The sequence below is a fragment of the Paralcaligenes sp. KSB-10 genome, assembly GCF_021266465.1.
Classification (GTDB): domain Bacteria; phylum Pseudomonadota; class Gammaproteobacteria; order Burkholderiales; family Burkholderiaceae_B.
Genome location: NZ_CP089848.1, coordinates 4,171,029 through 4,183,829, shown reverse-complemented (window position 1 = coordinate 4,183,829; position 12,801 = coordinate 4,171,029). Strand labels below are relative to the sequence as shown.

At 59.4% G+C, this 12,801-nt stretch carries 13 protein-coding genes and 1 tRNA gene; 7 read left to right on the top strand and 7 right to left on the bottom strand.

The genetic code is table 11. The annotated features are described in order from the left end of the window. The first annotated feature begins 22 nt into the window (after nt 1-22). Nucleotides 23-928, top strand: coding sequence for a cation diffusion facilitator family transporter (locus LSG25_RS19145; protein WP_232742455.1), 906 nt, complete (start codon nt 23-25; stop codon nt 926-928). 31 nt (nt 929-959) lie between these two features. Here LSG25_RS19145 and LSG25_RS19140 read toward each other — a convergent pair whose 3' ends face one another. The 4 genes from LSG25_RS19140 to LSG25_RS19125 all read right to left on the bottom strand — a co-directional run bounded on the left by LSG25_RS19140 (nt 960) and on the right by LSG25_RS19125 (nt 4,190). Continuing rightward, the gene (locus tag LSG25_RS19140; RefSeq protein ID WP_232742454.1) at nt 960-1,805 is read right to left on the bottom strand and encodes an amino acid ABC transporter permease; all 846 of its coding nucleotides are present in this window, start codon (nt 1,803-1,805) and stop codon (nt 960-962) included. Continuing rightward, nucleotides 1,802-2,446, bottom strand: coding sequence for an amino acid ABC transporter permease (locus tag LSG25_RS19135; RefSeq protein ID WP_232742453.1), 645 nt, complete (start codon nt 2,444-2,446; stop codon nt 1,802-1,804). Before LSG25_RS19135 ends, LSG25_RS19140 begins: the two co-directional genes overlap by 4 nt. A gap of 37 nt (nt 2,447-2,483) precedes the next feature. After that, the gene (locus LSG25_RS19130; protein ID WP_232742452.1) at nt 2,484-3,389 is read right to left on the bottom strand and encodes a glutamate ABC transporter substrate-binding protein; all 906 of its coding nucleotides are present in this window, start codon (nt 3,387-3,389) and stop codon (nt 2,484-2,486) included. Nucleotides 3,390-3,467: 78 nt separating this feature from the next. Beyond that, the gene (locus LSG25_RS19125; protein ID WP_232744770.1) at nt 3,468-4,190 is read right to left on the bottom strand and encodes an amino acid ABC transporter ATP-binding protein; all 723 of its coding nucleotides are present in this window, start codon (nt 4,188-4,190) and stop codon (nt 3,468-3,470) included. Nucleotides 4,191-4,533: 343 nt separating this feature from the next. Here LSG25_RS19125 and yghU point away from each other — a divergent pair, with 343 nt between their 5' ends. Further along, complete coding sequence (yghU, locus tag LSG25_RS19120; RefSeq protein ID WP_232742451.1) at nt 4,534-5,412, top strand: glutathione-dependent disulfide-bond oxidoreductase; 879 nt, start codon at nt 4,534-4,536, stop codon at nt 5,410-5,412. A 44-nt stretch (nt 5,413-5,456) separates the two neighbouring features. Here the strand turns inward: yghU and LSG25_RS19115 are convergent. Continuing rightward, nucleotides 5,457-5,530 (bottom strand) — tRNA-Gly (locus tag LSG25_RS19115). A 138-nt stretch (nt 5,531-5,668) separates the two neighbouring features. Between LSG25_RS19115 and trmB the strand changes: the two genes are divergently transcribed. Together trmB and pip are read left to right on the top strand one after the other, a co-directional pair. Continuing rightward, the gene (gene trmB, locus LSG25_RS19110; protein ID WP_370635920.1) at nt 5,669-6,403 is read left to right on the top strand and encodes a tRNA (guanosine(46)-N7)-methyltransferase TrmB; all 735 of its coding nucleotides are present in this window, start codon (nt 5,669-5,671) and stop codon (nt 6,401-6,403) included. Between the two features lie 26 nt (nt 6,404-6,429). Next, nucleotides 6,430-7,365 carry a prolyl aminopeptidase gene (gene pip, locus LSG25_RS19105; RefSeq protein WP_232742450.1) on the top strand — a complete coding sequence of 312 codons (936 nt, stop codon included), beginning with the start codon at nt 6,430-6,432 and terminating at the stop codon, nt 7,363-7,365. Nucleotides 7,366-7,500: 135 nt separating this feature from the next. On the opposite strand, the gene ffh is transcribed toward pip, so the two are convergent. Continuing rightward, complete coding sequence (gene ffh, locus LSG25_RS19100; protein WP_232742449.1) at nt 7,501-8,916, bottom strand: signal recognition particle protein; 1,416 nt, start codon at nt 8,914-8,916, stop codon at nt 7,501-7,503. Between the two features lie 102 nt (nt 8,917-9,018). On the opposite strand from ffh, the gene LSG25_RS19095 reads away from it, so the two are divergent. From LSG25_RS19095 to ampD, 3 genes are read left to right on the top strand one after another with little or no spacing between them, the layout of a single operon-like run. Continuing rightward, nucleotides 9,019-9,861, top strand: a complete 843-nt coding sequence (locus LSG25_RS19095; protein ID WP_232742448.1) for an inner membrane protein YpjD — start codon at nt 9,019-9,021, stop codon at nt 9,859-9,861. A gap of 1 nt (nt 9,862) precedes the next feature. Continuing rightward, nucleotides 9,863-10,126, top strand: a complete 264-nt coding sequence (locus LSG25_RS19090) for a PP0621 family protein (RefSeq protein ID WP_232742447.1) — start codon at nt 9,863-9,865, stop codon at nt 10,124-10,126. Beyond that, nucleotides 10,123-10,704 (top strand): 1,6-anhydro-N-acetylmuramyl-L-alanine amidase AmpD, encoded by a 582-nt coding sequence (ampD, locus tag LSG25_RS19085; protein WP_232742446.1) that lies wholly within the window; start codon nt 10,123-10,125, stop codon nt 10,702-10,704. Before LSG25_RS19090 ends, ampD begins: the two co-directional genes overlap by 4 nt. Before the next feature lie 153 nt (nt 10,705-10,857). Here ampD and htpG read toward each other — a convergent pair whose 3' ends face one another. After that, a complete protein-coding gene (gene htpG, locus LSG25_RS19080) occupies nt 10,858-12,768 on the bottom strand; it encodes a molecular chaperone HtpG (protein ID WP_232742445.1) in 1,911 nt (636 codons plus the stop codon). Nucleotides 12,769-12,801 lie beyond the last annotated feature (33 nt).

The window sequence follows — 12,801 nt, the reverse complement described above, 5'->3', positions numbered from 1 at the left end:
GCCCCCGCCATAAGAATTTCCCATGGACGCACGTTTCGAAACAAAACGCCAGACCGCAGGACATCGCAGCACGCTGGTAAGCGTAGCGGTCAATATCATATTGACCCTGCTCCAGATCATTGTCGGCGTCCTGGCCCACTCGCAGGCCTTGATCGCCGACGCAATCCATTCGCTGTCGGACCTGATATCGGACGCCGTCGTCCTGGTGGCCAACAAGCACAGCCAGAAAGCGCCCGACGCCGATCACCCCTACGGGCACCTGCGTTTCGAAACGGCTGCCTCGCTGATCCTGGGCGCATTGCTGCTGGCGGTCGGCCTGGGCATGCTGTGGGCGGCCTTCGTCAAGCTGCAAAATCCCGCCGCCATCCCCAAAGTGCATGCCATTGCCCTGATCGTGGCGATCGTGGCGCTGCTGTCCAAGGAAACGCTGTTCCGCTACATGCTGCGGGTCGCCCAGAGCGTGCGCTCATCCATGCTGATCGCCAATGCCTGGCATGCCCGTTCCGACGCCGCGTCGTCGCTGGTGGTGGCAATAGGCATTATTGCCAATCTGGTCGGCTTCCCGATGGCAGATCCCCTGGCGGCGCTTATCGTCGGCATCATGGTGGCCCGCATGGGCTGGAAATTTTTCTTCAGCGCCTTCAACGACCTGATGGACCGCGCGGTCGACGTGGAAACCGAGAGCCGGATTCGCGGCCATCTTCTCTCCACGCCCGGCGTCCAGGGCATACACGGGCTTAAAACCCGCAAGATGGGAGACATGATCTGGGTCGAGGTCGATCTTGAAATGGATGCCACCTTGACCATTGCCCAGGGCCATGCCATCGCCGAAGACGCGCGCAAGCGCGTCATGCAGCACGAAGCCGTGCTCGATGTGACAACCCATTTTGATCCGGTGCAAGTCAATCGCGGCGGCGCCCTGCCGTAACACGGAATCAGCGGGCCAGAGGTGTGGCAGCTCAGTGAGTGTCCAATTCGTCGAGCGCAACAGTTTGAACCCCGTACCGTTGCTTTTCCTTTCGATCGATTGCCGCCGCTATTTGCGATAGAACGATGTTTATCAGCATAAACGCGATCGCGGCGACGCCTTGAGCTTGCAGCAATGAACGGCTGAAGTACGCACCGAGTACCGTTGCCGAGCGGAGCAGATCGAAGTAACCACCCAGCACGAACGCCAATGTGGTGCCTTTGAACACGATCACCATCTGGCTCACCAGCGCGGGGCTCATCAAGCGCAGCGCCTGCGGCAGAAGAATCAGCCACATACTTTGGATCTCGGAAAATCCGAGCGCGGTGGCGGCCTCCGACTCGCCGCGCGGCAAAGCCAGGACCCCCGCTCGAACCAGATCTCCGACTACAGCGGTGCTATAGAGCGATAACGCGATGACCAAAAACCAGAAATCGGAAAGAGGCAATCCCCACGACGGAAGTACCAGCGAGGTGAAGAACAGCAACAGCAGTATCGGAATACCGTTGAAGACATCGGTGAACACACGGCAAGGACGTCGGACTATTTTTCGCTTCGATAGAAGCCCCCAGCCCAGGAAGCAACCAAAGAGCATGGACAACAACATGCCAACGACAGCCGCCCTCAGGTTATTGAACAAGCCAAGCCCGAGCTGCCGCCAAACGCCCCATTGAGCAAACGGTTGCCATGCAGCCGCGTCGAATGCGCCGCTCTTGTTCAATGTCCGGATGACAACGTACGCCAGGCCGGCCACGATTACCCACGAAACGATCTCGAGCGCACGGTTGCGGCGCCGGGCACGAGGCCCGGGCTCTTCGAATAATGTCGTCGTGCTCATTTGCTGAAGGCGACCCTGCGTTCAAGCAAGGACACGAGCCGTTTGAGTACGATGCAAATGAGGACATAAGCGAGCGCGGCCCCACCGAGCACAATAAATGCCTGCACTTCCTCGATCGCAACTTTGTCCGCGGTGAAAGTCAACTCGGCGACTCCAACTATTGCGGCCACCGAGGTGTTCTTCACCAGCAGGATCAACACATTGCCCATTGGTTGGACTACGGCCGCAAAAGCCTGCGGAAGAACTAGATAACGCATCGTACCGAATGGAGCAAACCCCAATGACCGGCTCGCCTCCAGTTCGCCTACCGCCACCGTATTCAGGCCGGATCTGAGCGTCTCGCAAACGAACGCCGCGTGATACGCGATAAGGACGATTACGGCCGAAGAGAATAATGAAAACACAATGCCGAGCAGCGGGAACCCGAACACGAACAACACCATTTGAACCGGGATCGGAATATTGCGAAAAACCAGAATATAGGCGGTGGCCGCTATCCGTGCCGCGCGAATGGGGCTTACGCGCATTATCGCGAGCACCGTGCCTAGAATCATGGCGCCGATCCAGCCCAGCACCACAAGCCCTACTGTAAACGCGATACCCCATGCGAACTCGCCAAGGTGGGGGAGCAAAAACGACATAGGTACCCCTAAAGTGTCCCGCTGACCACGTTTTCCTCTAATACAAAATGGGCGGCGGCGTTGCGTCGCCCGGCATCACCGAGCCGAGTGTGCTGTCGTACATCTTCTTCCACTCGCCGTTGGCAAAGATTTTCTTCAAGTACGAATCGAGATAGTCGTGAAGCGCCTTATCGCCCTTCGGCAAGCCGATGGAGTCGTTATCCGAGGCTTTTTTCCCAGCCGTGTTCAGCAGCTCTGTCGGTACGAGCTTGAACTTGCCGGGATTCTGGCTCATCTGCCCCAATAAAATACTCTGGGTCGTTGTAACACCGTCGACCCGCCTCTGCTGAAGCGCCTCCATGCATTGCGTCATCGAGCTGAATACCGTCAACTTCGCTTTGGGCGCATTCAAAGGAACATAGGTTTCCGACCCCGAGCCCTTGGTCACGCAGATATTCTTGCCGTTGAGGTCCGACACCTTCTTTATGGAATCGTCGCCTTTGTTCACCATGGTGCCGATCGGACTCATGAGGTAAGGCCCGGCAAAATCGACGGCTTTCTCGCGTTTCGGATTTGGCGGGTACGTCGCAATCACGATATCCACCTTGTTTTGCTGCAGAAATACTTCGCGGTTGCCGCTATTGACTTCAACGAATTGGATATTGCTGGCGCTGCCGGTCAAATCCTTGGCAATTCCCTGAGCGAGCTGAATGTCCATTCCTTCCAGTTTGCCGGTAACCGGGTTTTTCAATCCAAACAGCGGAAAATCGACTTTGACTCCCACAATTATCTTGCCGCGTTGCTGTATTTTGGCCATCGTCGTACCCGCCGGGTAGGCTTTGACGGCCGATGAAGCGCCCTCGTTGGTATGCTCCGCGCCGATGGCGCACTCGCTGGCGCCCAGAGCAAACGCGGCGGCAACAGCCACCGAGGCGAAGATTTTCGACCGTTTCATAAACTTCATATTCGACACTCCTTTTACCTGTCTTGTGATCAAACAGCCCGGGCACCTGCGCCCCGACCAACGAAGAAACCAAGCCCGTCAACGCACGGAGGCAAGAAAGCTGCGGGCGCGCTCGCTCTCTGGCGCACTGAAGAAAGCTTCCGGGCTTGCAATCTCGACGATCGCTCCATCCGCCATGAAGACCACCCGATCGGCGCACGACCTGGCGAATGACATTTCGTGTGTGACAACAATCATGGTGGTTCCTTGCCCGGCCAACTGCTGCATGGTTGCCAGAACCTCCTGGGTTGACTCCGGGTCTAGCGCAGAAGTGGGTTCATCGAAGAGAATGACCTTGGGATCCATCGCGAGGGCGCGAGCGATTGCCGCGCGCTGGCGCTGGCCCCCCGAAAGTTGCGCCGGCATCGAATTCGCCTTCGAGCGGATTCCGACCATGTCGAGTAGACGGTAAGCATTGGCCTGCGCCGAGGCTCTGTCTTGCCCGAGAATTTTACGCGGCGCCAGCGTCACGTTTTCCAGAATCGACTTATGTGAAAACAAATTAAAGGATTGAAAGACCATTCCAATCCCGGCGCGGAATTCGTATAGCTCTGTTCCCTCGACCGGCTGAGGCTTGCCGTCGACGAATATCGATCCTTTGTCGATGATTTCCAGCCTGTTGATTGTTCGGCACAGGGTGGACTTGCCTGCCCCGGAGGGGCCAATGACCACCACCACCTCGCCTCGCCCGACGGCCAGATTGATATCTTTCAGAACTTCCAGATCGCCAAAGCGTTTCCATACCCCCCGGAATTCGACAATGGCTTCCTTGCCGGACGTGTCCCTGGCGTCTTTCGTAAGACCTGTGTTTTCTGCCCTCGACCATGCGCTACGGCGTAACATGCGGCTTAGGCAATAAACTGATAGTTGTTCGGAGCCCTTGTGCGTCCCGCATGCTGGTCGAGTGCCTGTTTGTTGGTCTTGCGCACAGTGAGACCTCCTTGATTGATCAGATACGCCACGGGTCAACCATGGCGTAGAAAATGTACTACAGTCTACTACCGTCGGTAAGCAGGCGCAATAAAGTGGGTCATCGAGGCTTGCCTTCACAACGCTATGATCGACATGATGGCCGAGAGCTCTTTGTTTTTTCTGGAGATGAAATATGACGGATACCCCTGAGTACACCCCCCCGAAGGTCTGGACCTGGAACAAGCCCAATGGCGGCAACTTCGCGAGCATCAACCGGCCGATCGCCGGCCCGACCCACGACGAGGCCTTGCCGGTGGGGCGCCACCCGCTGCAGCTCTATTCGCTCGCCACGCCCAACGGCCAGAAAGTCACCATCATGCTGGAAGAGCTGCTGGCTCTGGGCCACTCCGGCGCCGAGTACGACGCGTGGCTGATCAAGATCCGCGAGGGCAAGCAGTTCGGCAGCGGTTTCGTCGCAGTGAACCCCAACTCCAAGATCCCGGCGCTGATGGACCGTTCAGGCCCGGAACCGGTGCGCGTGTTCGAGTCCGGCGCGATCCTGGTCTACCTCGCCGAAAAGTTCGGCGCCTTGCTGCCCACCACACAACCGGCCCGTGCCGAATGCCTGTCCTGGCTGTTCTGGCAGATGGGCAGCGCACCTTATCTGGGCGGAGGCTTCGGTCACTTTTACGCCTATGCGCCGACCAAGATCGAATACGCCATCGATCGCTATGCCATGGAGGTCAAGCGTCAGCTGGACGTGCTGGACCGCCGCCTGGCCGAAAGCGAGTTCCTGAGCGGGGCCGACTACACCATCGCCGACATCGCGGTGTTTCCCTGGTACGGCGGCCTGGTCAAGGGCTGGCAGTACGGCGCGGCTGAATTCCTGTCGGTGCAGGACTACAAGCACATACAGCGCTGGGCCGACACAATCCTGGAGCGACCCGCGGTAATTCGCGGACGCATGGTCAATCGCGTATCGGGCGATCTTTCCTCGCAACTGCACGAACGCCACGACGCCGACGACTTCAATACGAAAACACAAGACAAGCTTGTGGAAGAATCATCGTGAGGTGATTTCAGTAGACGGCCACGGAACTCCATGGATCAAGGCGATGGAGCGGGTGAAGGGAATCGAACCCTCGTATGCAGCTTGGGAAGCTGCCGTTCTACCATTGAACTACACCCGCAAAGGCTGGTGAATTGACGCGGAGCCAATCGTACAGCGCAGGCATTATAGCGCCAGCTTCCAACTGTTACGCAAGCTCCGCGCTTTTTCTTCACAGACAAGCGTGAAAGAACGGCCCGCAATCACTACAATTCAGCTTATGAATACGAACAACACGCCTATGAACAACGAGGCCCCCGGCGCGACGGGCGAGCCGCCGGCGGGGCAGCCCGGCCATATCCGCAGCTTTGTGCACCGCCGCAGCCATATCACGCCGGGGCAGAAAGAAGCACTCGACCGCCTGATGCCCTTGTGGGCACTGCCCTATCGAACCTCGACCCTGAGTTTCAACCAGACCTTTGGCCGGATTGCGCCGACAATACTCGAAATCGGTTTTGGCATGGGCGAAACCACCGAGAAAATAGCCACATCGCGCCCAGGCGACAATTTCCTGGGTATCGAGGTTTTCAATTCCGGCGTGGGAGCACTTCTTAAAAGAATTGAAACATCGGGGTTGCAAAACATACGCATCATCCAGCACGATGCCGTGGAAGTCGTGCGCAATATGCTCGAACCGGATTCCCTGGCGGGCATACACATCTACTTTCCCGACCCCTGGCCCAAAACGCGCCACCACAAGCGCCGCCTGATCCAGCCCCCGTTTATCGCGCTGCTGGCCAGCCGCCTGGCACCTGGTGGCTATATCCATTGCGCCACCGACTGGGAAAACTATGCCGAACAAATGCTGGAGGTGCTGGGCGCCGAACCAAGCTTGCGCAACACCTGCGAGGCCTATGCGCCGCGGCCCGACTTTCGCCCCCAGACCAAATTCGAAACACGCGGGTTGCGTCTTGGGCATGGCGTCTGGGACCTGATTTTCACGCGCCAGGCCTAGGGCCTGATAACGCTAAAAGGGAAGCAATGTACCCTGAAATACAGCCCTACCGGCAAGGCTTTCTGGACACGGAAGACGGACACCGCATCTATTGGGAACTATGCGGAAACCCGGCGGGCAAGCCCGCCATTTTTTTGCATGGAGGCCCGGGCAGCGGCTGTTCGGCGGCGCATCGCCGCCTGTTCAATCCCGAGCGCTACAAGGTCCTGCTATTCGATCAACGCGGCTGCGGCCGCTCGACCCCGCATGCCAGCCTTGAAAACAATACGACCTGGCATCTGGTGGCCGATATCGAGCGCTTGCGGATTGAAATCCTGACAGCGGAAAAAAGCCTGGTGTTTGGCGGATCGTGGGGGTCGACCCTGGCGCTCGCCTATGCCCAGACCCACCCGTCGCACGTCAGCGAACTTGTGGTGCGCGGCATTTTCGCCATGCGGCAAACCGAATTACACTGGTTCTACCAGGAAGGCGCATCATGGCTCTTTCCCGACTTGTGGGAACAATACCTTGCGCCGATCCCGCCCAAAGAGCGCGGCGACCTGATCGCGGCGTACCGCAAGCGGCTTACCAGCCCCGATCGCAGCATCCAGCTCGAAGCCGCCCACGCCTGGAGCCAATGGGAAAGCCAGACCATCACCCTGCTGCCCAGCCCGCAACACCAGCAGTCGCATGCGGGCGACGACTCGGCATTGGCCTTTGCACGCATCGAGAATCATTATTTTGTGCACAAAGGCTGGCTGGAAGAGGGGCAGCTCCTGAATAACGCCCATATGCTGCAGCATATACCCGGCATTATTATCCAGGGCCGCTACGATGCCTGCACGCCCGCGAAAACCGCATGGGAGCTCCACAAGGCCTGGCCCCAGGCCGAGTTCCACCTGGTGCCCGATGCCGGACACGCCTTCGACGAACCCGGCATCCTGGCCAAGCTGCTCGCCGCCACCGACCGCTTCAGCCAGTAGGCGTGGGCCCGCGAAACATGAAGGAGTAGCTGAATCGGCAGGGGCGGGCCACAAAACATGGGAGCACCCATCGCCCGTCGCCGAGCAGTGGCTTCGTAGAGGCGGGCCTCGTGCCCGCCTGAACCGGCAAGCTGCCTAGCGCATGCCCCCGAAACCGCCTTTGCCCAGGCCTTTCAGGCCACCCATGGCGCGCATCATTTTGGCCATGCCGCCTTTTTTCATTTGCTTCATCATGCCCTGCATCTGGTCGAACTGCGCCAGCAGGCGATTGACTTCCTGCACGGGCACGCCCGCGCCGGCCGCGATACGGCGCTTGCGCGACGCCTTGAGCAGTTCGGGCTTGACCCGTTCGGCGACCGTCATCGAATTCAGTATGCCTTCCGTGCGCCGCAGCTGCTTCTCGGCCTGGCCGCCTTGCAACTGCCCGGCCGCCTGCGCGAACTGGGCCGGCAGCTTTTCAAGCAGCGAACCCATATCGCCCATTTTCTTGACCTGCTGCAGTTGGTCGCGAAAGTCGTTCAAATCGAAGCGGCTGCCCGACTTGATCTTGGCCGCCAGCTTTTGCGCCTCGGCCATATCGACATTTTTCTGCGCCTGCTCGACCAGGGACACGATGTCGCCCATGCCCAGCACGCGCTGCGCCATGCGTTCCGGATGAAAAGGCTCGAGGCCGTCGAGTTTTTCGGATACCCCGACAAACTTGAGAGGCTTGCCGGTAACATGGCGCACCGACAGGGCCGCGCCGCCGCGCGCATCGCCGTCGAGCTTGGTCAGCACCACACCGGTGAGCGGCAGGGCATCGGCAAAGGCCTTGGCCACATTGACCGCGTCCTGGCCCTGCATGGCATCCACCACAAACAGGGTTTCTATAGGGTTCAAAATATCGTGCAGAGCGCGAATCTCGCGCATCATGACCTCGTCGATGCCCAGGCGTCCGGCCGTATCGACGATCAGTACATCGTAGTGGTAGCGCTTGGCATGATCGAGCGCGGCACGCGCAATGTCTTCGGGCTTTTGCGAGGCATCGGAAGGCAGGAAGTCGACCTTGACCTGCTCGGCCACCATTTTCAACTGCTCGATGGCGGCCGGGCGATACACGTCGGCGCTGACCACCAGCACTTTTTTCTTGCCGGTCTTGCGCCCATTCTGGCTGTGGCCGCCTTCGCTCAGCCATTTGGCGAGCTTGCCGGTTGTGGTGGTCTTGCCCGCGCCCTGCAGGCCGGCCATCAGCACCACCGCGGGCGGCTGGGCCGCCAACGAAAGCTCGCCGGCTTCGGCGCTCTGGTCGCCGCCCATCAGGGACGTCAATTCTTTATGCACCACCCCCACCAGCGCCTGGCCCGGGTTCAGGCTGCCCACGACATCCTGGCCCAGCGCCCGCTCTTTCACGCGGGCGACGAAATCGCGCACCACGGGCAGGGCCACATCGGCCTCGAGCAGCGCCATGCGCACTTCGCGCAGCATCTCTTGAGTATTGGCTTCGGTAAGCCTGGCCTCGCCCCGCATGGTTTTCACCACGCGCGACAGGCGTTGAGTCAGATTGTCGAGCATAACGATCGTTTCGCTTAAACTAGTTGATCTCTGGGGATAAGGTCTAAAATCGCCTTAAGCGGGCATTATGCCCTACCCAGTCAAATCAGAACTTCAGGGAATATGTCTGCAGGCATTGTATTTCACTCGTTAGCCGCGCTGGCTTATGCCATTTTGGCCATTTCGCTCTGGCGCCCCCTCACCCTTGGCGGCGCCCAGGCCCATGCCGGCAAAGTCGGCCGAATATGCCTGCTCAGCGCCATCATCCTGCACGGCATAGCGCTGCATCAGTCCATCCTTCTGGACAACAGTCTGCGCCTGAGCTGGGCACTGGGCATGTCGGCCGCCATATGGGTAGGCATGATCATATTCTGGCTTGAAAGCCTGATCCTGCGCATCGATGGCCTGCTGCTCATTTTACTCCCCGCGGTCACGCTCGTCTCGCTGGTCGCCGCCGTGTTTCCGCAGGGCTATATCGTGGCTCACGCCCATAACGACTGGCTGCGCGCGCACCTGCTCATTGCGCTGACAGCCTACGGGCTCATTACCATCGCAGCGCTGCATGCCATACTCATGATCGCGCTGGACCGCCATCTGCATCGTCCCGTCGAACAGGAAGCCAACCGCAATTTCATCAGCCGGGCGCTCGACTCCATGCCGCCCCTGCTGGTGCAGGAGCATCTGCTGTTTCGCCTGATCTGGGTAGGTTTTTTCGTCCTGACTCTGGCGGTCATTTCCGGCGCGATCGTTTCCATGGGCCTGACAGGCAAAATGTTTCCCCTGGATCACAAGACCGTATTCACCCTGTTGTCGTGGCTGACCTTCGGGGGCCTGCTGCTGGGCCGCTATGCGCGGGGCTGGCGCGGCCGCATCGCCCTGCGCTGGACCCTGGTGGGGTTTGCCTTTTTATTGCTCGCCTATACAGGCAGCCGATTCGTGCTCGAAGTCATACTGCAACGAGGTTAAAGTGGGAAAAGTATTATTCTGGATAGTGCTGATCGTCGGCGGCATGCTGCTGGCCCGCATCCTGGCGCAACACAATGCCAACAACCAGGCGGGCACCCGCCAGCCCAAGCAGGCGGCCCGCCGCGGCGCCCCGCCCATCCAGCATCCTGAATCCATGGTGCGCTGCGCCCACTGCGGCATACACATGCCGCGCTCCGAAGCCGTTCTCATCAACGGCCAGACCTGGTGCAGCCAGGAGCATGCCAAGCTGGGCGTACGCTCGTGAGTTCGCTGGCGCTGGACCGTCACGGCTGGCTGCGGCGCCATCCGAAAGTAGCCCATGCTCCCTCGCCCAACCACGATGCGCGCCCGCAAGGCATCGATCCCATCCTGCTGGTCGTTCACAATATCAGCCTGCCTCCGGGGCAATTCGGCGGCACGGAAGTGGTCGATCTATTCCTGAACCGCCTCGATTACTCCAGCCATCCCTGGCTGCCGCGCCTGCGCGGCCTGCGGGTGTCGGCGCACTTTTTCGTGCGCCGCGACGGCACGGTGGTGCAGTTCGTCTCAAGCGACCAGCGCGCCTGGCATGCAGGCGTATCGTCTTTTGAAGGCCGCGAGCGCTGCAATGATTTTTCCATCGGAATCGAGCTGGAAGGCACCGATTGCACGCCCTATACCGAAGACCAGTACCGGACACTGGCCGACTTGAATTCGGCCCTGCGCTGCCGGCATGCCCTGAAGGCGGTGCGCGGCCACGAACACATCGCCCCCGGCCGCAAGACCGACCCCGGCCCCGGTTTCGACTGGAGCCGTTTCGGGCAAGAGTGCGGCTGGTTCAAAAGGCAGATGCCACCGGTTTAATTGAATTTGTCGACAGCGCCAAGGCTGGTAAGGGCGGCCTTGCGCCCGTACACGTCACGATACGTCAACGAGCGGCGGCCACCAGGGCCGCCGCTACGGTGAATCAACAATATTCACGCATCAAGAGTAGGGGTGGGCCTTGCGCCCACCCGTTCAGGCATTGAGCAGCAAACGGTTCATGCGCTTGACGAACGAGGCCGGGTCGGCCAGGTGCGCGCCTTCGGCCAGCATGGCCTGGTCCAGCAGCAACTGGGCCCATTCGCTGAAATCGCCGTCGGCGGCATCCTGCACGCGACCGATCAAGGCGTGTTCGGGATTGATTTCCAATATCGGCTTGACCTGCGGCGCTTCCTGCCCGGCCGCCTGCAGCATGCGCATCAGGTGCGGGCTGAGCTCGTTTTCATCGACCACGACGCAGGCCGGCGAATCCACCAGGCGCACGGTCACCCGCACGTCTTTCACCCTGTCGGCCAGCGAGGTCTTCAGGCGTTCGATCAAAGGCTTGAAGGTTTCGGCGACTTCGGTCTGATGCTTTTTCTCGTCTTCGTCGGCCAGTTGATCGAGGTCCAGGCCGCCCTTGGCGATCGACACCAGCGACTTGCCCTCGAATTCGCGCAGATGCGACAGCATCCATTCGTCTACGCGATCGGACAGCAGCAGGACTTCCAGCCCTTTCTTGCGGAAAATCTCCAGGTGCGGGCTGTTGCTGGCCGCCGCGTAGGAATCGGCGCTGACGTAATAGATTTTGTCCTGCCCTTCTTTCAGGCGGCCGACATAATCGGCAAAGGACACGGTTTGCGCGGCGCTATCGGCCTGCGTGGAGGCAAACCGCAACAGCTTGGCGATGCGCTCTTTATTGGCGGCATCTTCGCCCGTACCTTCCTTGAGCACCTGGCCGAACTGTTCCCAGAACTCGGCATACTGCTCCGGCTTGTTTTCGGCCAGGTCTTCCAGCAGGGACAATACCCGCTTGGCGGAACCCTCGCGGATCACGCGCACGTCGCGGCTTTCCTGCAGGATTTCGCGCGATACATTCAAAGGCAGGTCGGCCGAATCGATCACGCCGCGCACAAAGCGCAAATACATGGGCAGGAGCTGTTCGGCATCGTCCATGATGAAGACGCGTTTCACGTACAGCTTGACGCCGCGCCGCCCTTCGCGATCCCAGAGATCCATGGGCGCATGCTTGGGGATGTACAGCAACTGCGTATATTCGCTGCGGCCCTCGACCCGGTTATGCGTCCAGGCCAGGGGGTTGTCGAAATCGTGCCCAATATGCTTGTAGAACTCCTGGTACTGCTCGTCGGTAATATCGGACTTGCTGCGCGTCCACAAGGCGTTGGCCTGATTGACGGTTTCCCATTCGGTCTTCTTGACCTGCTCGGATTTTTCGCTGTCCCATTCTTCCTTCAGCATCTGGATAGGCAGCGAGATATGATCGGAATAGCGGCGCAGCACTTCACGCAGTTTCCAGCCGCTTAGAAAGTCGTCTTCGCCTTCGCGCAGATACAAGGTAACCGAAGTGCCGCGATCGGCTTTCTCGACCTGCATGATCGAGAATTCGCCCTGGCCGTCCGATTCCCACAAGATGGCATCGGTTTCCACCGCGCCGGCGCGGCGGCTCAGCACCGACACTTTTTCGGCCACAATGAACGAAGAATAAAAACCTACGCCGAACTGGCCGATCAGTTGCGCATCTTTTTGCTTGTCGCCGGTCAGGTGCGAAAAGAATTCCTTGGTGCCCGAGCGCGCTATCGTGCCCAGGTTGGCCACCGCCTCGTCGCGCGACATGCCCACGCCGTTATCGGAAATCGTAACCGTGCGTTGCGCCTTGTCGTATTCCACTCGAATGCGCAGATCGGTATCGCCTTGCAGCAAATCCGGCTGGTCTATGGCCTCGAAGCGCAATTTATCGCACGCATCCGACGCATTGGATACCAGCTCGCGCAGGAAGATTTCCTTGTTGCTGTACAAGGAATGAATCATCAAATGCAGCAGTTGCTTGACCTCGGCCTGGAAACCCAGTGTTTCGGCGCCTTGAACGGAAGTATCGGATTCGCTCATAATCTTTGAATTAGTAAATGATTTAATGGACAG

What these genes read in the sequence shown, in the direction of transcription:
- LSG25_RS19095 (WP_232742448.1), top strand. Translation starts at nt 9,019, where the DNA reads ATGTCTGCAGGCATTGTATTTCACTCGTTAGCCGCGCTGGCTTATGCC.
- pip (WP_232742450.1), top strand. Translation starts at nt 6,430, where the DNA reads ATGTACCCTGAAATACAGCCCTACCGGCAAGGCTTTCTGGACACGGAA.
- LSG25_RS19130 (WP_232742452.1), bottom strand. Translation starts at nt 3,389, where the DNA reads ATGAAGTTTATGAAACGGTCGAAAATCTTCGCCTCGGTGGCTGTTGCC.
- LSG25_RS19140 (WP_232742454.1), bottom strand. Translation starts at nt 1,805, where the DNA reads ATGAGCACGACGACATTATTCGAAGAGCCCGGGCCTCGTGCCCGGCGC.
- ffh (WP_232742449.1), bottom strand. Translation starts at nt 8,916, where the DNA reads ATGCTCGACAATCTGACTCAACGCCTGTCGCGCGTGGTGAAAACCATG.
- yghU (WP_232742451.1), top strand. Translation starts at nt 4,534, where the DNA reads ATGACGGATACCCCTGAGTACACCCCCCCGAAGGTCTGGACCTGGAAC.
- htpG (WP_232742445.1), bottom strand. Translation starts at nt 12,768, where the DNA reads ATGAGCGAATCCGATACTTCCGTTCAAGGCGCCGAAACACTGGGTTTC.
- LSG25_RS19145 (WP_232742455.1), top strand. Translation starts at nt 23, where the DNA reads ATGGACGCACGTTTCGAAACAAAACGCCAGACCGCAGGACATCGCAGC.
- trmB (WP_370635920.1), top strand. Translation starts at nt 5,669, where the DNA reads ATGAATACGAACAACACGCCTATGAACAACGAGGCCCCCGGCGCGACG.
- LSG25_RS19135 (WP_232742453.1), bottom strand. Translation starts at nt 2,446, where the DNA reads ATGTCGTTTTTGCTCCCCCACCTTGGCGAGTTCGCATGGGGTATCGCG.